This window comes from Pseudarthrobacter sp., assembly GCF_036675385.1.
Taxonomy (GTDB): Bacteria; Actinomycetota; Actinomycetes; order Actinomycetales; family Micrococcaceae; genus Arthrobacter.
This window is the reverse complement of sequence record NZ_JAKFFD010000184.1, coordinates 1-25,290: the sequence shown is the minus strand read 5'-3', so window position 1 is coordinate 25,290 and position 25,290 is coordinate 1. Positions and strand designations below refer to the sequence as shown.

27 protein-coding genes are annotated in these 25,290 nt (G+C 66.0%); 13 read left to right on the top strand and 14 right to left on the bottom strand.

Going from position 1 to position 25,290, the window contains the following annotated elements; translation table 11 throughout:
• Window positions 1–429, top strand: a 429-nt coding sequence (locus V6M49_RS15905) for a GNAT family N-acetyltransferase (protein WP_332761963.1), incomplete at its 5' end; no start/stop codon positions are given.
• Between the two features lie 19 nt (window positions 430–448).
• On the opposite strand, the gene V6M49_RS15900 is transcribed toward V6M49_RS15905, so the two are convergent.
• The 6 genes from V6M49_RS15900 to V6M49_RS15875 all read right to left on the bottom strand — a co-directional run bounded on the left by V6M49_RS15900 (window position 449) and on the right by V6M49_RS15875 (window position 5,842).
• On the bottom strand, window positions 449–1,966 hold the full coding sequence (locus V6M49_RS15900) for a DHA2 family efflux MFS transporter permease subunit (RefSeq protein ID WP_332761961.1): 1,518 nt from the start codon (window positions 1,964–1,966) through the stop codon (window positions 449–451).
• Window positions 1,967–1,969: 3 nt separating this feature from the next.
• Window positions 1,970–2,407 (bottom strand): ankyrin repeat domain-containing protein, encoded by a 438-nt coding sequence (locus V6M49_RS15895; protein ID WP_141141231.1) that lies wholly within the window; start codon window positions 2,405–2,407, stop codon window positions 1,970–1,972.
• Entirely contained in the window at window positions 2,404–3,489 is a 1,086-nt protein-coding gene (gene ygfZ, locus V6M49_RS15890) for a CAF17-like 4Fe-4S cluster assembly/insertion protein YgfZ (RefSeq protein ID WP_141141232.1), read from the bottom strand. The genes V6M49_RS15895 and ygfZ overlap by 4 nt, the downstream gene beginning before the upstream one ends.
• A gap of 36 nt (window positions 3,490–3,525) precedes the next feature.
• Window positions 3,526–4,248 (bottom strand): flavodoxin family protein, encoded by a 723-nt coding sequence (locus V6M49_RS15885; RefSeq protein ID WP_141141233.1) that lies wholly within the window; start codon window positions 4,246–4,248, stop codon window positions 3,526–3,528.
• A 74-nt stretch (window positions 4,249–4,322) separates the two neighbouring features.
• Window positions 4,323–4,937 carry an FABP family protein gene (locus tag V6M49_RS15880; protein WP_056344475.1) on the bottom strand — a complete coding sequence of 205 codons (615 nt, stop codon included), beginning with the start codon at window positions 4,935–4,937 and terminating at the stop codon, window positions 4,323–4,325.
• A gap of 170 nt (window positions 4,938–5,107) precedes the next feature.
• Entirely contained in the window at window positions 5,108–5,842 is a 735-nt protein-coding gene (locus V6M49_RS15875; RefSeq protein ID WP_332761965.1) for a permease, read from the bottom strand.
• Window positions 5,843–6,224: 382 nt separating this feature from the next.
• Here V6M49_RS15875 and V6M49_RS15870 point away from each other — a divergent pair, with 382 nt between their 5' ends.
• The 10 genes from V6M49_RS15870 (at window position 6,225) to asd (ending at window position 16,590) form a co-directional block, all read left to right on the top strand.
• Entirely contained in the window at window positions 6,225–6,923 is a 699-nt protein-coding gene (locus V6M49_RS15870; RefSeq protein ID WP_056344481.1) for a winged helix-turn-helix transcriptional regulator, read from the top strand.
• A 224-nt stretch (window positions 6,924–7,147) separates the two neighbouring features.
• Window positions 7,148–8,119, top strand: coding sequence for a mycothiol synthase (gene mshD, locus V6M49_RS15865; protein WP_332761958.1), 972 nt, complete (start codon window positions 7,148–7,150; stop codon window positions 8,117–8,119).
• A 148-nt stretch (window positions 8,120–8,267) separates the two neighbouring features.
• Window positions 8,268–10,517 carry an RNA degradosome polyphosphate kinase gene (locus tag V6M49_RS15860; RefSeq protein ID WP_104061897.1) on the top strand — a complete coding sequence of 750 codons (2,250 nt, stop codon included), beginning with the start codon at window positions 8,268–8,270 and terminating at the stop codon, window positions 10,515–10,517.
• 10 nt (window positions 10,518–10,527) lie between these two features.
• Window positions 10,528–11,496, top strand: a complete 969-nt coding sequence (locus V6M49_RS15855; protein ID WP_332761956.1) for an NUDIX hydrolase — start codon at window positions 10,528–10,530, stop codon at window positions 11,494–11,496.
• Window positions 11,497–11,638: 142 nt separating this feature from the next.
• Entirely contained in the window at window positions 11,639–13,288 is a 1,650-nt protein-coding gene (locus tag V6M49_RS15850) for a hypothetical protein (RefSeq protein WP_332761955.1), read from the top strand.
• A complete protein-coding gene (locus V6M49_RS15845; RefSeq protein ID WP_332761954.1) occupies window positions 13,285–13,674 on the top strand; it encodes a GntR family transcriptional regulator in 390 nt (129 codons plus the stop codon). Before V6M49_RS15850 ends, V6M49_RS15845 begins: the two co-directional genes overlap by 4 nt.
• 85 nt (window positions 13,675–13,759) lie before the next feature.
• Window positions 13,760–14,563, top strand: a complete 804-nt coding sequence (locus V6M49_RS15840) for a thymidylate synthase (RefSeq protein WP_141141238.1) — start codon at window positions 13,760–13,762, stop codon at window positions 14,561–14,563.
• Window positions 14,560–15,144 (top strand): dihydrofolate reductase, encoded by a 585-nt coding sequence (locus tag V6M49_RS15835; protein WP_141141239.1) that lies wholly within the window; start codon window positions 14,560–14,562, stop codon window positions 15,142–15,144. The genes V6M49_RS15840 and V6M49_RS15835 overlap by 4 nt, the downstream gene beginning before the upstream one ends.
• Window position 15,145: 1 nt before the next feature.
• Entirely contained in the window at window positions 15,146–15,364 is a 219-nt protein-coding gene (locus V6M49_RS15830) for an NF038396 family protein (RefSeq protein ID WP_332761951.1), read from the top strand.
• Window positions 15,365–15,456: 92 nt separating this feature from the next.
• On the top strand, window positions 15,457–16,590 hold the full coding sequence (gene asd / locus V6M49_RS15825; protein ID WP_332761950.1) for an aspartate-semialdehyde dehydrogenase: 1,134 nt from the start codon (window positions 15,457–15,459) through the stop codon (window positions 16,588–16,590).
• 110 nt (window positions 16,591–16,700) lie between these two features.
• Here asd and V6M49_RS15820 read toward each other — a convergent pair whose 3' ends face one another.
• Both V6M49_RS15820 and V6M49_RS15815 read right to left on the bottom strand, forming a co-directional pair.
• Window positions 16,701–17,678 carry a type IV toxin-antitoxin system AbiEi family antitoxin domain-containing protein gene (locus tag V6M49_RS15820; protein WP_332761949.1) on the bottom strand — a complete coding sequence of 326 codons (978 nt, stop codon included), beginning with the start codon at window positions 17,676–17,678 and terminating at the stop codon, window positions 16,701–16,703.
• Between the two features lie 213 nt (window positions 17,679–17,891).
• On the bottom strand, window positions 17,892–18,989 hold the full coding sequence (locus tag V6M49_RS15815) for a winged helix DNA-binding domain-containing protein (protein ID WP_332761964.1): 1,098 nt from the start codon (window positions 18,987–18,989) through the stop codon (window positions 17,892–17,894).
• A gap of 37 nt (window positions 18,990–19,026) precedes the next feature.
• Between V6M49_RS15815 and V6M49_RS15810 the strand changes: the two genes are divergently transcribed.
• Complete coding sequence (locus V6M49_RS15810) at window positions 19,027–19,536, top strand: hypothetical protein (RefSeq protein WP_332761948.1); 510 nt, start codon at window positions 19,027–19,029, stop codon at window positions 19,534–19,536.
• Between the two features lie 20 nt (window positions 19,537–19,556).
• Here V6M49_RS15810 and V6M49_RS15805 read toward each other — a convergent pair whose 3' ends face one another.
• From V6M49_RS15805 to V6M49_RS15780, 6 genes are all read right to left on the bottom strand, one after another.
• Entirely contained in the window at window positions 19,557–20,624 is a 1,068-nt protein-coding gene (locus tag V6M49_RS15805; RefSeq protein ID WP_332761947.1) for a UDP-N-acetylmuramate dehydrogenase, read from the bottom strand.
• Window positions 20,625–20,650: 26 nt separating this feature from the next.
• Entirely contained in the window at window positions 20,651–21,925 is a 1,275-nt protein-coding gene (locus V6M49_RS15800) for an MFS transporter (protein WP_332761946.1), read from the bottom strand.
• Between the two features lie 4 nt (window positions 21,926–21,929).
• Window positions 21,930–22,367 (bottom strand): MaoC family dehydratase, encoded by a 438-nt coding sequence (locus V6M49_RS15795; protein WP_104061887.1) that lies wholly within the window; start codon window positions 22,365–22,367, stop codon window positions 21,930–21,932.
• 2 nt (window positions 22,368–22,369) lie between these two features.
• Window positions 22,370–22,837 (bottom strand): FAS1-like dehydratase domain-containing protein, encoded by a 468-nt coding sequence (locus V6M49_RS15790; RefSeq protein ID WP_332761944.1) that lies wholly within the window; start codon window positions 22,835–22,837, stop codon window positions 22,370–22,372.
• A 44-nt stretch (window positions 22,838–22,881) separates the two neighbouring features.
• A complete protein-coding gene (locus V6M49_RS15785; protein WP_252598440.1) occupies window positions 22,882–23,106 on the bottom strand; it encodes a DUF3188 domain-containing protein in 225 nt (74 codons plus the stop codon).
• 302 nt (window positions 23,107–23,408) lie between these two features.
• Window positions 23,409–24,272 carry an HpcH/HpaI aldolase/citrate lyase family protein gene (locus V6M49_RS15780; RefSeq protein ID WP_332761940.1) on the bottom strand — a complete coding sequence of 288 codons (864 nt, stop codon included), beginning with the start codon at window positions 24,270–24,272 and terminating at the stop codon, window positions 23,409–23,411.
• 394 nt (window positions 24,273–24,666) lie between these two features.
• Here V6M49_RS15780 and V6M49_RS15775 point away from each other — a divergent pair.
• Window positions 24,667–25,290: substrate-binding domain-containing protein (locus V6M49_RS15775; RefSeq protein ID WP_332761939.1), on the top strand; the 624-nt coding region annotated here is incomplete at its 3' end.

Here is a 25,290-nt window from a genome sequence, read left to right as displayed (position 1 = left end):
GCGTTGTTCTTCGCCGACGACCTGCCCCTGCGCCAGCCTTCCGAAGAGCTGACCGTGTCCCACGGAAACCCGGAGGCGATCGAGCTCGAAGGCCTGTGCCCGCCGGACGACGTCAACGAAGTGCACCTGTCAGAACTCGAAAACCGCTACACGATCCTCCACGAGGTGGACGGGCTGCGTGTTCCGGTGGCCTGCGGCGCCTACGGGGAATGGGAAGGACTTCTCGCGCAGATGGGAGTCCTGGTGGACCCCGAGTGGCGGCGCCGCGGGCTGGGATCCGTGGCCGCATCCATCGCAGCCCACGAGGCCCTCGCGGCCGGCCTCACCATCCAGTGGCGGGCCGAAGTCAGCAACACCGGGGCGGTGGCCCTGGCGCGCCAGCTGGGCCTGTCCACTGGCGGCATCCAGACCAGCGTGCACCTGGGCTGACGCTGTCTGGGACGGCTGCCTACTTTTGTGACGCCGCCTGGGACGCCCGCGTGGCCTCTACGGCCGGAGCCGCCGGCTGACCGCTCCAGCCCGCCACGGCCTTGGGCTTGGCGAAGAACAGTGCCACGGCAGCGCCCACCAGGATCACACCGGCAGGAAGCAGGATGGACTGTCCCATCGCCGTCGAGAATCCCCCATGGAGCGCCTCAGGCAACTGGCCGGAGAATTCCATTCCGCCCGCCCCGGGACCGTGCGCGGGAAGCTCCGCGGCCAGGCGCGCCTGGATGAGCACTGCGATGGCCGCGCTGCCCAGTACCGCGCCGATCTGGCGGGTGGTGTTGTAGACCCCGGAACCTGCCCCGGCCTGACGCGGGGGCAGATTGCGCGTGGCCGTGGAGCTCAGGGGCGCCCAGATGCCGGCATTCGCGAACCCCAGGACGGCGCTGGGCAGGAGGAAGAGCAGGATCGGTGTATCCGGGTGCATCAGGGCGGAGTTCCAGAACAGCGCCACGGCCATCAGGACCAGCCCGCCGGCAGTGATGTACTTCGGATCGACACGGTCGATGATCTTGCCCACCACGGGCGCCAGGCCACCGGAGATGAGGGCCATGGGAACCATCATGAGCGCCGATTCGGTGGGCGTCATGCCCCGCACCAGCTGGTAGTAGAAAATGAGGGGCAGCGCGAAGGCGGTCACGGTGAAGCCAACGGTGGTGATCCCGATGTTGGCCAAGGAGAAATTGCGGTCCCGGAACAGGCCCAGCGGCAGGAGCGGCTCGCCCTTGTTGAAGCGCTGCCAGAGAATGAACGCCCCAAGCACCACCATGCCCGTGATGATGAGACCCCAGACGCTGACGGGGCCCACGATGGTCCCCCAGTTGTACGTCTCGCCTTCCTGGATGCCGAACACCAGGAGGAACAGCCCGACGGCGCTGAGCAGCACGCCCGGGATGTCGAACTTATGGGGGTGCGTGCTGAGGGTGGGGACGAACCGCCAGGCGAGGATAAATCCAACGATGCCGACCGGGACGTTGATGAAGAAGATCCATTCCCAGCCGAGGCTGTCCACGAGCAGGCCGCCCAGGATTGGTCCCACCAGCGTTGCCAGGCCCGCGGTGGCGCCCCACAGGCCCATGGCGGCGCCCCGGCGGTCCGGCGGGAAGATCCTGGTGATCACCGCCATGGTCTGCGGCGTCATGATGGCGGCGCCCAGGCCCTGGAAGATCCGGGCCGTGATCAGCGTCTGGACGTCACCGGCCAGCCCGCACCAGAGGGAGGCGAGCGTGAAGACCACGAGGCCGGAGAGGTAGAGCTTCTTGGGTCCGAAGCGGTCGCCGAGCCGGCCAGTGATCAGCAGCGGCACGGCGTAGGCCAGCAGGTAGGCGCTGGTCACCCAGATCACGGCATTGATGTCCGTTTCCAGTCCCTCCATGATGCTGGGGTTGGCCACCGAAACGATGGTGGTGTCGATCAGGATCATAAAGAACCCGATGACCAGGGACCAGAGGGCTGGCCAGGGCCGCGCTACACTTTCCAAGCCTCAGTTGCCCAGCAGATCGAGGATGTCGGTGCGGGCGAACATCTGCGCGGCGGCCCGGGCGGAGGGGCTGCCGGCGTCGGGATCTGCACCGGCGTCCAGCAACACGCGGGACACGTCCACATACCCCTTGAATGCTGCACCGGCCAAGGGGGTCTGGCCGCGGTCGTTGGCCGTGTTGGCCTCGCCGCCGTGCTCCAGGATCAGCTGTACCGTCTCAGCGTGGCCGTGGTAGGCGGCCAGCATCAGCAGCGAATCGCCCGCAGTGTTGGTCATGGTGGCGGGCGCCCCGGCCTCGAGATATCTCCGCAGCAGGCCGGTGTCCCCCTCCCGGGCAGCCTGGAAGAGCCGGTGCGCCAACGCCACCGCTTCGTCGTCGGGTGCGGCCTCGGGTTTGGCGGCACCGGGCGTAGCGGCGTCGGGTGCGGTGTTCTCGGTCATGAGCGGGTCCCCCTCAGGAATCCAGTCTGGCGTCCCACTACCTGGCCGGCGTCGGGGGCAACAATTACTTCCTGGGCAGCGATGTAAGGCTCCTCGCCGTCCAGCACGGTCAGCATTTCGTCCGGTGCGACGGACCGTTTGATGACGGCCAGCGCCACCGGGCCCATTTCGTAGTGCTGCGCAACGGAGGTCACTGTTCCGACCTTCCGCTCGCCCAGCATGACCTGGCTACCGGGCGCGGGCATGGTGTGCTGCGATCCGTCCAGCTGGAGGAACACCAGGCGCCGCGGCGGATGGCCCAGGTTGTGCACGCGGGCGATGGTCTCCTGGCCTTTGTAGCAACCCTTCGACAAGTGCACGGCGGTGCGGAGGAGGTCCAGTTCGTGCGGAATGGTTTTGTCGTCGGTTTCCGCGCCCAGCCTGGGGCGCCACGCGGCAATGCGGAGGGCTTCGGCCGCCATAACACCGGCGAGCGGGCGGTCCGCCAAAGTGTCCTCAAGTGCAGCGGCCGGGACGAGGTACTCGATCCAGGGGCGCTCCAGCCCCGGGTGCCCTTCCTCCGGAACCACAGCGTAGGAGTAGCCGCCGGCGCCGACGTGCGGCCACGGATCCCGCCAGGCCAGCAGCCCGGACCATTCCTCCACAGTCTTGGTGGACCCGAGCACGGCCCAGTCGGCGGAGACGTCGGTGACCTCCACGCGCAGCATGAACTTCATTTTGTTCAGCCACTCAGCCAGCGGTGCAGCCTCGGCGGCTTCAACAATCAGCCAGGTGGTCCCGCCGTCGTCCACTACACGGGCGTCAAACTCGATCCGGCCCTGGATACTCAACAGCAGCAACTCACTTGACTCCCCCGGCTGCAGGCCGGTGACCTGCTGGGAAGACAGGGTGTTCAGCCAGGTCAGCCGGTCCGGACCGCTGACCGTCACCACGCCGCGGTGGGAGAGGTCGACGACGGCGGTGCCGGCCGCGAGGGCGCGCTGCTCACGCAACGGCTCACCGTAGTGGGATGCGACGCCGGTGTCCGCGCCGGTGGCCTCGACGGCGCCGGGGCGCGACAGTAGGGGGCTGGGAGTAGTCATACTGGGGGAACGTCCTTAGGTCGGTGGGTATTCCGGTCAGCGGTATTCCGGGTTTTCGAAGTCGAAGCGTGTTCCGGCTTTCCATTCTTCAGGAAGATTGCCGTAGGCGGGAATCCCGCCGGCGTCCTTAAGCATCCGGGCGAAATGCAGCAGGTTCCATGTCATAAAAGTGGTGTTGCGGTTGGTGAAGTCGGATTCGGGGCCGCCGGAGCCTTCGTCAAGATAGCTCGGGCCGGGGCCAACCGGGCCGATCCAGCCGGCGTCGGCCTGGGGAGGGATGGTGAAGCCGATGTGCTGCAGGCTGTACAGCACGTTCATGGAACAGTGCTTGATGCCGTCCTCGTTGCCGGTGATCAGGCAGCCGCCAACTTTGGGGTAGAACACCCATTGGCCCTTGTGGTTGAGTTCCCCCGAATGCGCGTAAAGCCGTTCGATCAGCTTCTTGGTCTGGGAGGAGTTGTCGCCCAGCCAGATGGGACCGGCCACCACCACAATGTCGGCCTCTTCAACTGCAGGGTACAGTTCCGGCCACTCATCGGACGGCCAGCCGTGCTCGGTCATGTCCGGGTAAACACCGCTGGCAATGTCGTGATCGACAGTCCTGATCACGCGGGTGCTCACGCCCTGCTTCTCCATGATGAGGCGGCTGACATTGATCAGGCCCTCGGTGTTGCTGGTCTCCGGCGAACGTTTCAGAGTGCCGTTGAAGAACACAGCCTTCAGGTCGCTGTAATCCGTGGAGTCCTTCTGTGTAGCCATGATGCTCCCTTGATTCACTCGTGGGTGAAGCCCAGGATGCCAAGTCTACTGATGACCGGTGCCACTGCAGGGCGTCAGGAAACCTTTTTCAGGAAGGCAGAGGCGTGCGCTTCGAGGCCCTTGCCGGGCTGCGATGTTCCGCCGGTGGCCACGTCCCAGCGCCAGAGCAGGTTGCCGTCCACCAGTCCGAAGATCCGGGTGGCCGCGCTGTAGTCCTTGGAATGGCTGCCGCGCATCACCATGTCGGTGGTCAGCTGGATCTGCGGGCCCTTGATCTGCCCGTAGTAGAGCTCGGAGATCCCGCCGGGATGTGAGATGGACACCGAGATATCGAACCCGCCGTCTTTATTGCGGAGCGCTTCGACTTCATCGGCGCTCTTAAGAGCGGGAACAATATCGGCCGGAATCAGGCCCGGTCCGCCGTCGGCATCAAGCTGTTTGCGCTCCAGCGCCCAAAAACCGGTCTCAACCGTCAGCGGCCGCAGGCGCGTGCCGTCGTCGTCGGTTAACCAGCTCTCCGCGCGGTACTGAAGATACGGCAAGCCGTTGTGCGTGAAGGAGACATGCTGGAGGAAGTGCTCCGAGTCCTCGTCCCCGCTGCCGAGACGGCCGCTGCCTTCCCACTCACCAATGAGCCAGGAAAGCGGAACAAGTTCCGGTGTCAGGTCTGTAGGAATTTCTATCGGCACGGCAATTACCTCAGGAAAATGCTAGCTCGTTGAACGGGTTTACTTCTGGCCTTTGAAGAGGCGGTAAACCACAAAGCCGGCGAACCAGGCCATGGACAGGCTGGCGATGCCGAGCAGGACGAGGAAGAAGATTTCAAATGCAAGAACGGACATGATGCCATCCTAACCGGTTAGTAGATGAGTAGTTTGTCTATGAAGTAAGCCAGGGAGCCCACGGCCGAAACCGGCGCAAGGCCCATGCTAACCGCAGCCAGAAGATTCAGCGGACCGCCGCGGAGTGTTACGAGTCGGCGGAAGCTGACCAGCACGGCGCCCACCACAACACCGAAGGTCGCCGCCGGCAGAACGGCAATATCGGAGAAGACCAGGCCGGCGAGCGGCCCGGCAAGTCCTGCCATCACGATGCCGAGGGGGGCCACGATGCTGTCCGGCCAGCGGATCAGGCCGGCCAGCAGAGCCACGGCAGCGCTGACGGCTGCCACCAGGAGCATCTCCCGCACGCCGTTGAAGCGCGCGCCGGCAATCCAGCCTGCCCCCAGGCACGAGAGGAGCACCCCGGCGCAGCAGCCCAGGGTGGACTCAAGCCGTTGGGCCTGGCCCGTGCCTCGGATGAGCTGCACCACAAACACAGCCATCATTCCCAACGCCATGAACGCCGGTGTCCAGTCCAGAAAACCCGGGGCGGGGACAAAACCGGCAGCGAGCGCCGATCCGACGCCGGGCAGCGCAATGACGGCTGCTAGGGTCTTTTTCGCGGGGATGCGCAGGAAATGGGGCCAGCCGATGCCTACTGCCACAGCGATCACCACAGCGACGCCGATGAGTACCTCGCGTGAGATGTAGACGCCGGCGATGATCGCTACGAGTCCCGCCACTCCGACAACACCGATGACCCACGAGCCCAGTGACTTTGCCGGGGCCTGCACCTCGGCGGTCACCGGGAACCCGGCCGGCCGGTTCGCTTCGGCTTCGACTCTGCACTCAATTCGTGGCATCCCATTCTGGCTGTGGACCCGGCGGCTCGGCCTTCGGTGTCAGGGCGTTCTGCCCGACGGTTCAATCCTGCCTTATATGACCCGGATATGTCGCAAAACGAAGGTTTGAGGGGGCGGAATCCGTGCTGTCGTGCAGGCCGGTGGGTATACTCAGAGTTCAGCTACGCTTCCTGCTACGGATGCCGGCCGGATAGATTCTTAGTCGGCCATGTCCGCTGCAGTGGAGATAGTACCGGCCGGTGAAAACCCGGTTCAGTCGCCCGAAGATGCGCGGACGCCCCTTGGAGGAACAATGTCGCACATCCTGCTATTGACGAACAGCACCGGTTCTTCGGTAGACATTCTGCCTGCCCTGGAATTGCTGAACCACCGCGTGCACATCCTCGCCGCGGAACCCACAGCCCTGCTGGAGACCGATCCCTGCGATATTGTGCTTCTCGACGCCCGCAAGGACCTGGTGGGCGCCCGCTCCCTCACCCAGCTGCTCAAGGCCACAGGTCTGAGCGCACCGTTGGTCCTGATCCTGACCGAGGGCGGCATGGCCGCTGTTTCTTCGGCCTGGGCCGTGGATGACATCGTGCTCGATTCAGCCGGTCCCGCCGAAGTGGAAGCCCGCATCAGGCTCTCCGTGGCGCGCGCAGTGCCGGACAAGGATGACGCCCCCACGGAGATCCGGGCGGCAGGCGTGGTCATCGATGAAGCTAGCTACACTGCCCGCGTCAACGGCGCCCCGCTGAACCTGACGTTCAAGGAATTCGAACTCCTCAAATACCTGGCCCAGCACCCCGGCCGCGTCTTCACCCGCCAGCAACTGCTCACCGAAGTGTGGGGCTATGACTACTACGGCGGCACGCGCACCGTGGATGTCCACGTCCGGCGGCTGCGGGCCAAACTCGGCGCGGACCACGAAAACCTGATCAGCACGGTCCGGAACGTCGGCTACCGCCTGACCCTGGTGCGGCAGCAGGAAGACGAACTGACGGAAGCCTGACACCGTTAAGACAGGAACAGCCCCGGACCTCTGGTCCGGGGCTGTTCCTGTCTTAGTGATGCTGTATTTGTGGAGGACATACGGGTCGAACGTATCGAGGCCACCCCACTGGTGGATCCCCCTCGTTTCCCACCGTTACCGGCGGGTGAGATATCGACTATACGTGCCCGCCCCGTGGCCATCAAATCGGAGCGCCTTCCGGCCGGGGCGTATAGCCTAGCCTCATGAGTCCTGCGCACCCGGAAAAATGGCCCGTCCTTATCGTCCACGGCGGTCTGGAAGAACAGCTGCTGAAGGACTCCGTGGCGCTCCTCGCAGCTGCCGAGGAGTCTGACGGCAACCCCTCACTTTCCGAGCAAACGGTGGTAACGCTCCGTGCCGGTGACTCCGCCGAGCGTTCCCTCCTGACCCTGGCGCTCTACGCGCCGGACGAGGACTCCGATCCCTCCTCCGGCCAGGACCTGGCCGGGTTTGCCGTTGTTGTGGAGGAGCCGGACGGCAGCGGTGTGCTGGAAATTGCCGTCCACCCCAGCTACCGCAACCAGGGCGTGGCGGACAGGCTTGTCGGCGCACTCCAGTCGGGGCGAGGGCTGGATGGGCTGAAGGCATGGTCCCACGGCAACCACGAGGCAGCCGCGGACCTCGCCGCCCGCTACGGCTACGGTCCGGTGCGCGAACTCTGGAAGATGAGGCTGACCACCGCCACGGCAGAACTGCCCGACGTCGGCCTGCCGGATGGCGTCACGCTCCGCCCCTTTGTGCCGGGCAAGGACGAGGACCGCTGGCTGGCTGCGAACCGCGCCGCATTTGCCCACCACCCCGAGCAGGGCTCGATGTCCCGCGCGGACCTGGATGCCCGCATGGCCGAGGACTGGTTTGATCCCGCCGGCTTTCTGTTGGCCGTGGACGCCGAGGACCGGTTGCTGGGATTCCACTGGACCAAGGTGCATCCGCGCCACGGCGCCCACCCGGCGATTGGCGAGGTCTACGCTGTTGGTGTCACGCCGGCCGCGCAGGGTATGGGCCTGGGTAAAGCCCTCACAGTGGCTGGCATCAGGCATCTGCAGGGTCTGGGGCTTCACGCCGTCATGCTCTACACGGATGCCGACAACACCGCTGCCGTTTCCCTCTACCGGGGCCTGGGCTTCACACGCTGGGATATGGACGTGATGTACGGACCGCTGGCCTCCGTTTAGTGGCACCCGGGTGAGTTATCCCACTCGTGTGACTAACGACTTCAGGTGGCCCGAAATCTAGGGCTTGTGGACGCTGATTGATTGTAAGGTTGGTAAAGAACCGCGCCGGCCGAGGGCCAGCATCAAGCGCCAGGTAAGAGGAGAGACCATGAAACCGGAACCCGCCGGAACAGTCACGTCCGAGGGCGCTTCAGCGCCGGTGCGCGCGCGCTTCGGCTCATCCGAAGTCCCTGCCTCGCGCGCAACGCAGGACCGGATCGACATCCCCGAGTTTGCGCCCAACCTTGTGCCCGAAGGGGACATCCGGCCGGACCGTTTCCTGGACCGCGAGCTCAGCTGGCTGGCTTTCAACTCCCGTGTCCTCGAGCTCGCCGAAGATCCTACGCTCCACCTCCTGGAACGCGTGGCGTTCCTGTCCATCTTCGCGTCCAACCTGGACGAGTTCTTTATGGTCCGGGTGGCGGGCCTGAAGCGGCGCATCGCCACCAACCTCGCCGTGCCCTCCCCTGCCGGCCTCAGCCCGGTGGAGGTGCTGGAGAAGATCGGGGACGAAGCCCACCGCCTCCAGCAGCGCCATGCCCAGGTCTACGCCGAACAGATCCGCCCCGCCCTGGCCTACGAGCACATCCACCTGATGCACTGGGACGAACTGGACGACACCGCCAAGCAGCAGCTCAGCGCCATGTTCGCCGAAAAGGTCTTCCCGATCCTGACGCCGCTGGCCGTGGACCCGGCACACCCGTTCCCCTACATTTCGGGCCTCTCCCTCAACCTGGCCGTGGTGGTCCGCAACCCCGTGAGTGACAAGGAACTTTTCGCCCGCCTCAAGGTTCCGGACCAGCTTCCCCGCCTGATCTCCATCGACGGTCCGCGGGCAGGGGCGGTCGCGGGACGCGTGGCGCGTTTCATCGCGCTTGAGGAAGTCATCGCCGTCCACCTGGACAAGCTCTTCGCCGGCATGGAAGTCCTGGAACACCACATCTTCCGCGTCACCCGCAACGAGGACCTCGAAGTGGAAGAGGACGACGCCGAGAACCTCCTGCAGGCGCTGGAGAAGGAACTGCTGCGCCGCCGGTTCGGCCCGCCCGTCCGCCTCGAGGTCACCCACGACATCAACCCGAACATCCGGGCCCTGCTCATCCGTGAGCTCGGAGTGGACGAGTCCGAGGTGTACTCGCTCCCGGCTCCGTTGGACCTCCGCGGCCTGTCCGTCATTGCCGGAATTGACCGTGCCGACCTTCATTACCCCAAGCACATGCCGCACACGTCCCGGTTCCTCAACGAGTCCGAGACGTCCAAGGCCGCCAACGTCTTCTCGGCCATGCGCCGCCGCGACATCCTGCTTCACCACCCGTACGATTCCTTCTCCACCTCCGTGCAGGCGTTCCTGGAACAGGCGGCCGCGGACCCCAAGGTCCAGGCCATCAAGCAGACCCTGTACCGGACTTCGGGCGACTCCCCCATCGTTGACGCCCTGATCGATGCCGCCGAGGCCGGCAAGCAGGTGCTGGCCCTCGTGGAGATCAAGGCCCGGTTCGACGAGCAGGCCAATATCTCATGGGCCCGCAAGCTGGAACAGGCGGGCGTCCACGTGGTCTACGGCATCGTGGGCCTGAAAACCCACTGCAAGCTGTCGCTGGTGGTCCGCCAGGAAGTGGACGGGCTGCGCCGCTACTGCCACATCGGCACCGGAAACTACCACCCGAGGACCGCGCGCTACTACGAGGACCTTGGCCTGCTGACCGCGAACGACCAGGTGGGCGAGGACCTGTCCAAGCTGTTCAACCAGCTCTCCGGCTATGCTCCGAAGTCAACGTTCAAGCGGCTCTTGGTGGCTCCGCGCTCCGTCCGCTCCGGGCTGATCGACCGCATCGAGACCGAGATCCGCAACGCCAGGGCCGGGCTGGCCGCCAGGGTGCAGATCAAGGTCAACTCCATGGTGGATGAAGCCATCATCGACTCCCTTTACCGCGCGTCCCAGGCCGGCGTGATGGTGGACGTCGTTGTGCGCGGCATCTGCTCGCTGCGTCCCGGCGTTCCGGGCCTCAGTGACAACATCACGGTGCGCTCCGTGCTGGGCCGGTTCCTGGAACACTCCCGGGTGTTCGCCTTTGCCAACGGCGGCGATCCTGTGGTTTACATCGGCTCGGCGGACATGATGCACCGGAACCTGGACCGCAGGGTCGAGGCCCTTGTCCAGCTGTCCAATCCCGACGACATCAGCTACGTCCTTAACCTGCTGCGCCGCTACATGGATCCGGAGACCGCCAGCTGGCATCTGGATAGCCAGGGTCTATGGAACCGGCACCACATTGCCGACGACGGCAGCCACCTCGACGACATCCAGTCCTGGCTGCTGGCGTCGCGCACCCGCCAGCGCAGCCTGAGCCGTCGGTAGGGCTGCGGCGTTGGCGAGCGACATCCTCGTAGCAGACCAAACAGATCATCCCGGCGAGGCAGTCGCCGTCGTCGCAGCCGGGGCGCTGCCCTGGCGTATCAACTCTGAAGGTCTCGAAGTCCTGCTGATCCACCGTCCGCGGTACGACGACTGGTCCTGGCCCAAGGGCAAGATCGACGCCGGCGAGACCCTTCCCGAATGCGCGGCCCGTGAGGTGCAGGAGGAGATCGGACTTGATGCACCCCTGGGCATTCCGCTGCCGCCGATCCACTACCGGGTGGCGACTGGACTGAAGGTGGTCCACTACTGGGCGGTCCACGTCAACGGAGCCCGCCTCGTTCCCGACGGCAAGGAGGTGGACCGCGTGGTGTGGTGCGCCCCTGAAACGGCCGCGGGGCTGCTGTCCAATCCGACCGACGTCGTTCCCTTGGAGTACCTGCGGGCAGCCCATGGCCGGGGTGACCTGAACACGTGGCCGCTGATTGTGGTGCGGCATGCAAAGGCCAAGCCCCGCTCGTCCTGGTCCAAAGCCGAGGGTGAACGGCCCCTGGCCGCGACGGGAATCAGGCAGGCGCAGGCCGTCAGCCGGCTGCTGCAGGCCTGGAAGCCACCCCGCGTGGTGACGAGTCCCTGGCAGCGCTGCGTGTCAACCGTGGCGCCATACCTGAGGGCAACAGGGGCCAAGGTCAAACTGGTGGAAGCGCTGACGGAACACCGGCACGCCAGGACCCCCAAAAAAACCGCTGCCGCCATTGAGTCGCTCCTGGAGAAGGCACGCCCCGTCGCCGTCTGCACGCACCGCCCCGCCCTGCCCACCATCCTGGGCCAGCTGGGCAAGCACATGCCCGGCCGCGTGCGCGCGCTCCTGCCGGACGCCGACCCGTACCTGTCCCCTGGTGAGCTGGTGGTGTGCCACGTGGCCATCGACAACAGGCGCCGCATCGTGGCAGTGGAGCAGTTCAAGCCCTTCGACGACTAGGTTTTCGGCTCGCCCGGCCGCGACGCAGCCTGTTGACCCCGAGATGTTTGTATCAAATACTTAGTACATTGATGCGCAAAATCTGGGGGATGATGTGCCGGGCGTCGACGGTCTCGAATTAGCGGTTCACAATGTGCCGCCCATGGTCATGTTGTGGCCGTTCCTGTTGGCCGCCGGCCTGTACCTGCTGTTGCGGTGGGTGATCAGGGCCCCGGGCGGCGGGACCACAGCCGTGACGGTTTCCCAGCATGCGCTGTGGATCGGCGTGATCGGATGGTTGGCTAGCTCCCTGCAGCCCGCGTGGACTGCGGGCATCCTTCCGGCGGGCAACACATCGCCCGCCCTGGCCACGCCCACAAGCATCCTCGGAGCTTTGGCGTGGCCGGTCCTGGGCTGCGTGGCGGTCCATGCCGTGGGGCAGCTGAGCTACCCCGGACCCCGGCTCCCGCGCCGGCTGGCCTCGTTGGAGATCCGCCTCGTCCGGGACTACCTGCCCCGTACCCTCGCCTGGACTGTCGCTGCGATCTTTGTCGGTTCGGCGCTGCAGATCGGGTTTGTGGCTGGCCTTCCGGCCTACGACGCCATCCCGTATGGCGCTTTGCAGGAAGACCCCGGCAGTTTCAGGCGCACCGGTGGGGACGGCCGGATCCAGGGTTTCGTTTTGGCCGCCTGCCTGGGCGCCGCCTGGCTAACCCTCGCGTTGGGAACCGCGCTGGTGCTCACACTCATCAGCCACCGGAGGCAGCTCGAGGCCCTGGATGCACCGGAGAACGACCTGCTGCGGACCATCGCCATGAACAGGCTCCTGAGGACCGTCGCAACCATCGCCGCCGGGCTTGCCGCGGTGGCAGGCAACTTTGCTGCCCGGCCCGATCCGGCCGCCAATGTAACCAGCTGGACCAACCCGGCCGGATTCGCGGCGTTCGTAGTGCTGCTGGTCATGTGGGGGTGGGCGCCACCCAAGCTGCCCAGCGTCCAGGTCAACGGCAAGGGGAACAGGGCAGCGCTCTCAGGATCACCGGCCGCCGCGCATCCGGCAACCCGTCTCGTTGTTTCCCTCGGGGCAGCCATAGGGCTGGCCCCGCTGCTCGCCGCCCCGTTGGGATTCTTTCTTCTCGGCGCCGGTCTTCCGGGGCTGCCGGTGCTGTTTGTCGCGCTGATGGCGGCAGCCGTTCTGCTGGTGGCTGGGGCTGGCGAGCTGCTGCTCCAGCGCAGCTATGGCACCCACGGGATACCGCGGACATGGCCGCGGCAGGTGGTGAGCCCGGCTTTGCTCACCACGGCGATCGTCGCCGTCGTACTCTTCGTCGCGATCACGGTGCTGACTGCTGCGGGGGAATGGGAACTGCGTGAGGCCGGGCTGGACGGTATTCTGCGCCCGGACGGCACTGCCCCCGATGGTTCTCCCGGCTGGGTGGTCGCGGCGGTGGCGACGGCGGCCGTCGCGGCCATCGCCAGCCTGCCGGTTGTTGCGGCCCGGAGGCGTCGCAGCATATCCACCGACATCCACGGCCTGGACGCCGCGCTGCGGGCCATCACGGTCCATCGTGTGGTGCGGACGTTCGCCGCGTACTGCACAGCCCAGGCGGGCGTGCTGCTGATGACGGCAAGCCAGGCCTGGCCGCCGTTGCTGGGCCTGCCGGCAACAACCTGGGCAGCCCCGTGGCAGCCGACCATCATTGCCGGGGTGCTGCTCGCGGCTGCCGGCGTGGTGATCGCCGTCATCCCGGTCAAGGGTTTCGCCCGGACTCCGGCCGCCCCGGTGAAGCCTGTCCGGGAAGGGGTGCCGTGAACGCCGGCATCTCCGTGGACCTGCGCTCGGCAACCCCGCCGTATGAACAAATCCGCTCGCAGATCAGCGCCCTGATCGCCACCGGAACACTCACCGCCGGAAGCCGGCTGCCCACCGTCCGCAGCCTGGCCGCCGATCTGGGCATCGCCGCCGGAACGGTCGCGCGGGCGTACAAGGAACTTGAGGCTGCCGGACTCATTGAATCCCGACGGCGCAACGGCACCGTCGTCGCGCAGCCGGCACCGGGCGGCGCCCAGCAGGCAGGCGGGCCGGTGCCGGAAGCGGTGACTGCCGCCGTCGACCTTTTGGTCAATGCCGGCCGCGACGCCCGGCTCACCGATGAGCTGCTGCTCGATCTGGTCCGCGGCAAGCTGAGGAAGGGCTGATCCGATGCGCGGCCGGCGGCCAACACTGAGGCCGGCCGCGGGACCATTGCGGGGCCGGCAGGGCTTGGCCCGGTAGACTTTAGCCGTGAGCATCCCGACGCCTTATGAAGACCTCCTGCGCGATGTCCTGGCCCATGGCACGCACAAATCCGACCGCACGGGCACCGGAACCACCAGCGTTTTCGGCCGTCAACTGCGCTTTGACCTTGGCCGGAGCTTCCCCCTGATCACCACCAAACGCGTGCATTTCAAGTCCGTGGCGGTGGAGCTACTGTGGTTCTTGCGCGGTGAATCGAACGTCAAATGGATGCAGGACCAGGGCGTCAGCATCTGGAACGAGTGGGCCGACGCAAACGGCGAACTCGGCCCCGTCTACGGCGTCCAGTGGCGCAGCTGGCCCACCCCTGACGGCGGCCATGTTGACCAGATCGCCGAGCTGGTGGAGAACCTCAAGACCAACCCGGACTCGCGCCGGCACATCGTGTCTGCCTGGAACGTCTCCGAGCTCAAGGACATGGCACTGCCCCCGTGCCACGCGTTCTTCCAGTTCTACGTGGCCAACGGCAAACTGTCCTGCCAGCTGTACCAGCGCTCGGCGGACATGTTCCTGGGTGTCCCCTTCAACATCGCCTCCTACGCCCTGCTGACGTGCATGATTGCGCAGCAGGTGGGGCTGGAGCCCGGCGAGTTTGTCTGGACAGGCGGCGACGTCCACATCTACGAGAACCACATGGACCAGGTCCTGAAGCAGCTGGACCGGGAACCGTATGAATACCCGCAGCTTAAGATCACCCGGAAGCCGGCGTCGATCTTCGACTACACGCTCGAGGACTTCGAAGTGGTGGGCTACCAGCACCACCCCACGATCAAGGCCCCGATTGCCGTATGAGCACCGAAAATGCAGCAGACCCCCAGGACTTCACGCAGGAACTCGCCGGTTCCGTGACCGGCGTCGGCCTTGTGTGGGCGCAGACGTCCGGCGGTGTGATCGGCAAGGACGGCGATATGCCCTGGCACCTCCCTGAGGACCTCAAGCACTTCAACCGGCTCACCATGGGGCACCCCGTGATCATGGGCCGCAAGACGTGGCTGTCCTTCGCGGACAAGTACCGTCCCCTGCCCGGCCGGACAAACATTGTGATCACCCGGCAGAAAAACTGGGGCGAATCGCCCGAGGCGGTGGGCGCCGTCGTGGTCCCCTCCCTGGATGATGCCCTCCTTGAGTCGCAGTTCGTCGACGGCGGCGGGACCGTGTGGATCCTGGGCGGCGGGGAAGTCTTCCGCCAGTCCACCGGACTCGCCAACGTCGCGGTGGTCACCACCATCGATGTGGAGGCCGACGGCGACACGTTCGCTCCAGACCTCGACGAAACCTGGGAGGCGGCCGCGTCCGTCCCGCCAGACGGATGGCTGACGGCAGCCAACGGAACGCGCTACAGGTTTACCAAATGGATTAGGACGCAGGGCTGAGATGTTGAAGAAACCGGAAACACTGTTTGTGCTGGGCTACATGCTGCTGCCGCTGTTCGCGCTGCTGTCTGCGATCGTGGGCCTGACCATGATCCTGGGCGGCAACAAGGTCGCGGGGGCCATCGTGCTGGTGGTGGTGACGCAGGTGTTTGCCTTCGGCTCCTTCTACGCGTTGCGACTCCGCAAAGCCGCGGTGCTGGCGGAAACCAACCGCAGCTGACGCCTGTTTCCCCCGCACGCCGTTCGTACGCATCCCGGCGCGAGTGACGTAACCGACTGCGACCTGCTCGTTCCGGCGTCTAAACTGGACGAATGACTACAGCAGCTACCCCCTCCGTCGGCCTGGTCGGATGGCGCGGCATGGTCGGCTCCGTCCTGATGCAGCGCATGCAGGACGAGGGCGACTTCGCCAACATCAACCCGGTGTTCTTCTCCACGTCAAACGCGGGAGGTGCCGCGCCGTCGATTGCCGGTGCTGCCGTCGGCAAGCTTGAGGACGCGTTCGACGTCGACACGCTGGCTAAGCTGCCCATTATTGTCACCGCCCAGGGCGGGGACTACACCAAGCGCGTGCACACCGAGCTGCGTGGCCGCGGCTGGGACGGCCTCTGGATCGACGCCGCCTCCACGCTGCGCATGAACGACGACTCGATCATCGTGCTGGACCCGATCAACCGCGACGTCATCGACAAGGGCCTGGTCAACGGGACCAAGGACTTCATCGGCGGGAACTGCACCGTTTCCTGCATGCTCATGGGCCTCGGCGGGCTGTTCAAGAACGGCCTCGTCGAATGGGGCACGTCCATGACCTACCAGGCTGCCTCCGGCGGCGGCGCCCGGCACATGCGTGAGCTGCTCAGCCAGTTCGGCACGCTCAACGCCGAAGTGAGCTCGGAACTGGACGACCCGGCGTCGGCCATCCTGGAAATTGACCGCAAGGTCCTGGCCCACCAGCGTTCCGACATCGACGCAACCCAGTTCGGCGTGCCCCTTGCCGGTTCCCTCATCCCGTGGATCGACGCGGACCTCGGCAACGGACAGTCCAAGGAGGAGTGGAAGGCCGGGGTTGAAACCAACAAGATCCTGGGCACCTCGGACGAAAACCGGATCATCATGGACGGCCTGTGCATCCGGATCGGCGCCATGCGCTCCCACTCCCAGGCGCTGACGCTCAAGCTCCGCGAGGACCTCTCCGTGGCCGAGATCGAGAAGCTCCTCGCCGAGGACAACGAGTGGGCCAAGGTCATCCCGAACACCAAGGAAGACTCCATGGCGGGCCTGACCCCCGTGGCCGCGTCCGGCACGCTGGACATCCCCGTGGGCCGCATCCGCAAGATGGAAATGGGCCCTGAATACATCAGCGCCTTCACCGTTGGCGACCAGCTGCTCTGGGGCGCCGCCGAGCCGCTGCGCCGCATGCTCAACATCGCCACCGGGAACTTGTAACCTCCCGCGGTTCCCCGCCATTCGAACGGCCCTGCCCCGCAGGAACGGTGCTGCCCCGCACCGCTCGTGCGGGGCAGAGCCGTCTTTGCGTTCAGCACGCGTCCTTGCGTTCAGCACGCCAAGCCTGACGCACGCAAGATCCTGGACCGATCCATCATGGCCAACAGCCGGCGCCGCACTTCTGCCGGATACGCCAAGTGCTTCCACTCAAGTCGAAGGACCAGCCAGCCTTCTTCGATCAGTGCGTTCTCCCGGCGACGCTCTGCGAGCAGCACCTCCTCCGTGGGCCTGTAGTCGGTGTATTTGCCGCTGCCATCAAACTCAATCACTATGCGGGTCATCGGATCCGCGAAGTCTGCCCTGAATTGTCCACTTGGCGTCTGAATCTCGAACTGCGGAATGAACATGTGCAGATCGAATGATCGCAGCAGCAGCCTGGTCCGGGTCTCCCCCACTGATTCCGACCGCCCATCCAGGGCCGCCAACAGATCCAGCGCCCGCCGGTTCCCGCGTTTGACGGGTCCCACGTCCAGAAGTTGCCGCATGCTGTCGATCCCGGCTCCCTTGCGCAGCGCGTGGTCGCCGATCACAGCTGCCTGCTCCAGTGGCAGGATACGGGCGCAGTCCAGGACGGTCCGTTCAATGCCGGTAGCCAGAATCTCTTTGCCATCCATGCTCCACCGTGTTGTCACGTCTACGGGTTGCAGGTCCATCCGGTGGGTGCGGACGTCCGTGCCGGCACTTTTCGTCGAGTTGGCGTAGGCCGTGGTGACGTGGATCATGGGCCCGGCATCCCAGACGTGACACTCATGCAGTCTGGCGGCACTGATATGGCTGTAGCGGCAGGCCCCGCCGGTGGACAGGAAGTGCGCCTGGATCCGCAGGGCCTCCCTGGTCCACGGCTCCGCTCCCTTCCAGTCAGCGTTCCGGACGTAAGCTCCGCGTCGAAGGCGCAGGATGGTTCCGGCGCGGACTGCCGCGGTCAGGACCCGCTCGTCCAGCCCTGCCGCGTCCAACTGTTGCGTGGAGGCAACGGGGAAGGCTGGCCAGCGCCCATCCAGGAGCACACGGACTTTGTCGCCATTCATGGTCCAAGGTTCTCGGACCACGGCTGGCCCCGGTAGAGCGCGGGCACATTATGTGGACAACCCCCGGCAGAAATACACGCATCCGCTTCTTCCGGCATCATTCGCTGCCCTGCCCCGCAGGAACGGTGCTGCCCCGCACCGCTTTTGCGGGGCAGGGCCGCTCGAGTTCGGCAGCACCGCTCGTGTTCGGCGGGGCGGCGAATGGGGCCTGGCCTAGCTGTCCAGGAATGCGAGGTACTGTACGGCGGCCTTGCTGAACACGGCCTGCGCAGCGGGTCCAAGTGGCTTGGCGTCGTCAAACAGTTCAGGCACGACGGCGGCGCTGCGGCTGGTGCCGGCCCGCGCCCACGTGCCGATCACCTCGCCCCCTGCCACGACGGTCTTCTTGAACACTCCGTTGCCGCCCGGGACGATCTTGTTGGCGTGCTCAGGGGCCAGCACAAGGCTCCGGTCCATGTAGCCCAGCACAAACTCGTCGAAGCCCGGCAAGAGGAGGACGGACCGCTGGCCGGGCACACCGTCGTCGAGCATTGATGCAGTCTCCGGTGACATCCAATAGTGGACGCCCCCGAATTCCAGCTCCACGAGCTGCCCGCTGACCAGCTCAAAGGCCGCCCGCACGTCGGTCAGGGGAATCTGCGTCCACCAGGCGAAGTCGCGGACGGTGGCAGGGCCGTGGCTGCGGAAGTAGCGCAACATGAACTCGGCGATCGCTTCCTGCCGCTCAAGCCCGCGCGACACCGGAATCCAGTCATCGAACGCCACCAGCAGCTGCTGGTTCCCGGCCAATGGGCCTTGAACCAGCCAGGCGTGCCGGCACAGCGTCCCCAGGAGGTGGATCCCCCGCTGGCCGGAGGTGGGCTGCCCGGCTGCCTCAAACACCTCGAAGAGTTCGGTCCGGCTCACGGGACCGCCGGCCGCAATCCGCTCCAAGGCAACGTCGCGGCACTTCTCGATGTCCGCCCAGGTGATGTCCAGTTCCCGGTGCCGGCCGGCAATGATGCGGCTAAGACGCTCGGTGGTGAGGTCCAGCATCCAGCGCAGATCCTCCGGAGCCACCAGGTGCAGGGTGCCGCGCATCGGCCAGGACCGGACCACCCTTCCGCTGTCCAGCGCGTCGCGCACGTCAGTCAACCCTGCGCCCGGAACGCGGACGCCGATGGCCCAGAGCGCGGCCTGCAGGTCCTGAGCCTGCGTGGCCGTCATCCAGCGGACCGCGGCCTCTACGGAGCCGAGTCCGGTACCGAGCAGTCCTTGAGAGGCAAGGCGTAACCTGCCCAGCACCTTGGGGCTTACGCGGTTCACTGCCATGTCCTCATCGTAGGACCTGGCCCGATAGGGTGTAAGCATGACTTTGGGGAGTTTGTGGCAATTGTTCGCGCGCGGAACACAGGCATGGCTGGTGGCAGGGACCGTATCGGTCCTGGCCGGCGTGGCCATCGGGCTGGCCCCGGCCATTGGTTTCCAGCCCCAGGGATTCCCGGGAGGCGGCGGCGAGGCACCCCTGGAACTCCTCTTGCCTTCCCTGTTCCTGTCGCTCGGCGGAGGGTACGCCGTGCTTTTTCCCGGTATCCGGGTGGGCCGCGGCAAGGTCCGCATCGTCCGTGACTGGAAGCTCTATCCCGTCAGCGGCCGGCTGCTCTGGATCCTCGCCCAGGCCACCGCCGTGATCGGTTTGGTGGTTTGCATTCTTGCCGCCGCGACCCACCCGGCGGCTCCGGGCCTTATGGTCTGGCTGTTTATGGGGCCATATTTGGCGCTGACCGGCTGGGCCGCCGCCCTGCTGGGCATGGCCACGAACGTCCGGCTGATCGGCGCCGTTGACGGGCACCTGGCGCCGGTCACGCAAGCAGGCTGATGCGTTCGACGAGCTGAACGCTAGAGCGTCAGGCCGATGAGCAACGGTTCCGGGTGCAGTTCAATGCCAAAGCGTTCGACGACGCCGGCGCGCACCTCGCGCGCGATCGCCAACATGTCCTTGGCGCTGGCGGAGCCGCGGTTGGTGATGGCCAGCGTGTGCTTCGTAGACAGTGACGCCCGCCCGCCGGAGGCGCTGGCCCCCTCCAGGCCGTAGCCCTTGCCGAACCCTGCCTGGTCGATCAGCCACGCGGCGGACAGCTTCACCAGCCCGTCCGCCCCGGCGGGGTACTTCGGTGCGGACTCCGGCAGCGTTGCCGCCACGTCCACGGGGACTATGGGGTTGGTGAAGAAGGAGCCGGTGGAATAGGTGTCCCGGTCGGCCGGGTCCAGCACCATGCCTTTGGATGCCCGCAGCCTCAGGACCTCCCGGCGCACATCGTTGGAGTACGCACGCTTGCCTGCCTCGACGCCCAGTGAGCGGGCCAGTTCGGCGTAGCGGATGGGCGCGCTCATCCGGCCCAGCGGGAGCTGGAATTCCACGGTCAGCACCACGTAGCGGGGTGAGCCCTGGACCGTGGTCTGTTTCAGGATGGAATCGCGGTAGCCGAACTTCAGCTCGGAGTTGGTGAACGTCTGGACCGCGTTCCGGGTCCGGTCCCAGGTGCGGACCGCCGCGATGGTCTGGGAGACGTCAGAGCCGTAGGCCCCGACGTTCTGCACGGGCGTGGCGCCCGTGGCCCCCGGGATGCCTGAGAGTGCTTCGATGCCGGACCACGCATGCAGCACGGCGTGTTCCACGAGAGCATCCCAGTTGTGGCCGGCCTGGACCACTACCGCCACGCCGCCGCAGGAGTCCTCGGCGTTGACCGTGAACCCTTCCGAGGCGATCCTGATCACCGTACCGGGGAACCCGTCGTCGGAAATCAGGAGGTTGGAGCCGCCGCCGATGATGAGGACCTGCTCCCCCGCGGCGTCAGCTGTGCGGACGGCGTCGATGATCTCCGCCTCGGTGCTGGCCTCAATGTACTTGCCGGCGGGACCCCCGACGGCGGCCGTGGTCAGGGCAGAAAGCAGGATGGAAGTCACCTATCCACCCTAACTTAGGGGGAAGGCTAGGTAACTTTCCGGGCCACCGGTGAGAGCAGGAAGGTGGCCGCCAGCATGACCATCACGGCCAGCAGCGAGTGCAGGATGCCCACGTGTTCAGCCAGCAGGCCCAGCAGCGGCGGCCCGCACAGGAAGGCGCCGTAGCCGATGGTGGAGACCACCGAGACGCGGGCCGCAGCCTTGGCGGGATCATCCGCGGCGGCCGACATGCCCACCGGGAACCCCAGCGAGGCGCCGAGTCCCCAGATGGCCAGGGCCACAAAGGCGAGCCAGGGAACGGGGGCAAACACAAACAGTCCGAGTCCGAACACCGCCAGCGCGGCACACCAGCGCATCACGGGAACGCGGCCGAAACGGTCCAGGACCACCGTGCCGGCGAACCGTCCGATGGTCATGAAGGTCACGAAGAGCCCGTAGCCGGCGGCTCCGGCGGCGTCGGTCTGGCCGTGCCCGTCGGCGAGGGCCAGTGCCACCCAGTCCCCTGCCGCACCTTCGGCCAAGGCAAGTCCCAGGACCATGACTCCGAGAAGCAGGGTGCGCCGGTCGCGCCAGGCCTCCGCGATCTTCCGCTTGTTGTCCAGCGGGGCGCCGGAAGCGTCAGCCGACGCCCCGGCGGTGACAATGGGGATCGGGCCCGTGAACGGGTCCTCGAAGTTGTCCGGGACATACTTCCGTTCCCCCGCGACCGGGGTGACATCCGCACGGAACCAGGCTGCCGCCGTCGTCACCGAGACGGCAACCACGACGCCGGCCGCCGCCAGGTGCCAAAACACCGGGACGGAAGCGGCTGCGGCCCACGCCCCAAGGCCTGCACCTGCCACGGTGCCGAGGCTGAATGCGCCGTGGAGCCTGGGCATGATGTGCCGGCCCACCGCGCGTTCCACCGAGGCGCCCTCGACGTTGGCGGCCGTACTCCAGCTGGCGGAGCCGAGCCCGATGACGGCAAGTCCCACGGCCACCGCGACCGGCGTGGCCAGGACCGACGTTCCGAATCCGGTGATGGCCATGCCGCAGGCCACCATGATGGCGCCCGTGCGGATGGTCCGTTTCGAGCCCAGGCGGAGCACGATCAGCCCCGATGCGGACACCGAGACGAACGATCCCAGGGTCATGCACAGCAACAGCAAACCGACCGTGCCGGGGGTCAGGTCCAGCCCGTCGCGGATGGCCGGAAGCCGGGAAACCCAGGACGCGAAGGCCAGCCCGCTGCCGGCGTAGGCAACCACCACGGCATTGCGCCAGGCAGTCACCTCGGCAGCGGCAGTTTTGTTGACGGTCAAAGGATCATGACAGCCTGACGACGGCCTGGGCCTTCATCAGCACTTTCTGGCCGGCAGCGACCACCGTGAGGTCAATGCGGGCGGTGCCCGCATCGGCGTCGAGCTTTCCAATGGCGCCGCTGACCTCGATGGTGGCCCCGGCGTCCATGGTTCCGGTGGTGTCCGTAACCAGGACCGGCTTGGTGAAGCGGGTCTGGAAGTCGACGACGGCGGCGGGGTCGCCTGCCCAGTCGGTCACCAGCTGAACGGCGGCACCCATGGTGAACATGCCGTGGGCGATGACGCCGGGCAGTTCCACGCCGGTGGCGAAGGCTTCGTTCCAGTGGATGGGGTTGAAGTCGCCGGAGGCGCCAGCGTACTTGACCAGGTCGGTCCGGGTGACCTCGATGGTGCGGCTGCCGATGTCCTGGCCGGCGCTGAGTTCGTGGAAGCTGGGGCTCATGGTTATTGTCCCTCTCCGCGGACGAGGATGGATGAGGTGGTGGTGGCGACTGCCTCGCGCGACCCGTTGCCGTCGTCGGTCAGGGCAAAAATTTCCTGGCGGGTGGTGATCATGGCCCCGCCGCCCATTGCACGGACACCGTCAACGTGCAGTTCGGCAACCAGGCGGTCGCCGGCAAGGATGGGGCGGTGGTGGATGAAGCGCTGATCGGCGTGTACCACGCGGGAGAAGTCGATGCCGGCGTCCGGGTCCTCGATCAGCTGGGCATCGGCGCGCTGGGCGATGATGATGGCGAAGGTGGGTGGTGCCACCAAATCCTTGTGTCCCAGGGCCTTGGCGGCCTCGACGTCGAAGTGGGCTGGGTGCGTGGCCTTGACCGCGCGGGCGAACTCGCGGATCTTCTCGCGGCCGACGTCGTAAACCTCTGCGGCAGGGTAGCTGCGGCCCTGCAGGTCCGGATTGATAGTCATGGCCTCAAGCCTATCGGTCTGCCCCGGGACACCCGGAATTACGGCTACTTGCGGAGGTTCTTCCGGATGGTCTGGCCGCGGACCACAATCCCGGCGATGTGCAGCAGGAGGCCTAGCCCAATCAGTGGCAGTGACGCAGTGGCGAGGCCCTGGTTTCCGGACGTGTTGCCGATCAGGTTCAGGATGATGCCGACGCCGATGAGGCCCATGGCGCCGAAGACCAGGACTTTGTACGAGGTGGGCGCTGACTCCCAGAATTCTTTGAGCACCGTGACAGTCTACCGAGCACGTTCAGAACAGCGATTCCTGCACGGCCGGGACGCTGTGCCCACGTTGCGGCGCCGCCGGCGAACGTGGCCACGCAGAGCCGTGATCGGCCACCGCAAAACCGAGCCTGGCGCCCGCCCCGAGGCTGAACTCCCGGAGATCCCGGACGGTGACTGGAGGCGCAGAGCCGGGCTGCCGCCGTCGTGCCTTACCGTCTGCGCCGGGGCGCCATCCCAAAAGACCCCGTGAACCAGATAGCGGGTATCGGTCACGGGGTCTCCAGTGCTTGGGTGTACGGGTGGCGTTACAGCGCGGGCTGCACGCCGAACGCTACCGCGAGCTTCATGATCTTTTCGGCGCGGCCCAGGCGGGGCAGGTCCGAGCCGTCACGGATGACGCGGCCGTTGGCCTCGAAGTCGGACATAAAGTCCGTGGCCCAGGCGACGTCCGACGGGGTGGGGCTGATGACCTCGTTGATGACGTTCGTCTGGTCGATGGCCAGGCACAGCTTGCCGGTCATGCCCATCATCACGGTGATGCCGGTCTGCTCGCGCAGGATGGGGTGGTTGGTGCCGACGGTGGGGCCGTCAATGGGGCCGGGCAGGTTGCCGACGCGGCTGGCAACCACCAGTTTCGCGCGCGGATAGGCCATAGCCTCGGGAGTGGCCGCCATGCCGGTGTCGCGGCGGAAGTCGCCGGAGCCGAACGCCAGGCGGAAAGCACCCTGGGCCTTGGCGATGTTGTTGGCTTCCTCGATGCCCAGAGCGGATTCCACGAGCGGGATGACGGGCGTCTTGCCGTCCATCCGGTGGAAACTTTCGGTCACCTGGTCAGCTGATTCGGTCTTGGCGAGCATCACGCCGAGCAGCCCGGGCGTACCGCGCAGCCCTGCAAGGTCATCGGCCCAGAACGGGCTGGTGGCATCGTTGATGCGGACCCAGGCCTGGCCGCCGCCGCTGAGCCACTCAATCACGTGTCCGCGCGCCTCGTCCTTTTGCGACGGGTCCACGGCGTCCTCGATGTCCAGGATGATCGAGTCAGCGCGCGAAACAGCCGACTGGTCAAACAGGTCGGTTTTCATGGCGTTGACCAGAAGCCACGAACGGGCGATTTCTGCTGGGATGTTGCGCTTGGGGCGTAATGTCTCGGTGGCGGTGGGTGACGTCATGCTACTACCGTATCTGCCCGGGCACCGCCAGCGCTAAGCCGAGGCGCCGGACGTGCCGAACAATACAGATACGACCGGGATACGGCAGGCTCAGTTGCCTGTGAGTTCCGCATGGAGCTTTCGGACGCCGGCGTTGATGTCGTCGCGGATGAGGGCACACCACGCATCAAAAGGGCTGCAATCATGACCCGCTAAGCCTTCAACGAAGGACTTGTCGGCTGCGGCAAGGATCCCCGAAGAATTCTGCGCGCTTCCGGGAGATGTCCACCGAAGTACCTCTGCCGTTAATGCAGTATTCATGTTCAGCAACTCCAATTGTGTTAAGCGAAGTGCTCGCCGAATTCACCGCAACGCAGCGGGAGTCATCACCCGCTCATGGAGGGAATGATCGACCGTGCAAAAGCGTGCCATCAACTACTTCGGAGTCCTGAGCCTGGCCTCCGCGCTCCTCGTCCTTACAGCCTGCGGCGGGCAGAACAACGCCCCGTCCGGAACCACAACCGGAGGAGGCGCCAGCGGCAGCGTCTCCGCTGACGGCTCCTCGACGGTGGCTCCCTTGACTGAGGCCGCAGCCACCAGTTTCCGCAGCAAGAACTCAGGCATTAACGTCTCGGTTGCAACGTCAGGCACCGGCGGCGGGTTCAAGAAATTCTGTGCCGGCGAGACCGACATTTCGAACGCCTCCCGCCCGATCAAGGACGAAGAGGCCGCCGAGTGCACGGCCAAGGGCATTGCGTACACCGAAATCGTGATGGCAAACGATGGCCTGTCCGTCGTCGTGAACCCCGAGAACGACTGGGCCCAGTGCCTCACGGTCAAGCAGCTGAACAAGATCTGGGGCCCGGAAGCCGAAGGCAAGGTCAAGACCTGGAAGGACGTCGATCCGTCCTTCCCCGCTGAAAAGCTTGATCTGTTCGGCGCAGGCACCGACTCCGGCACCTTCGACTACTTCACCGAAGCCATCAACGGCGAGACCGGTGCCATCCGCACCGATTACAGCCCGTCCGAGGATGACAAC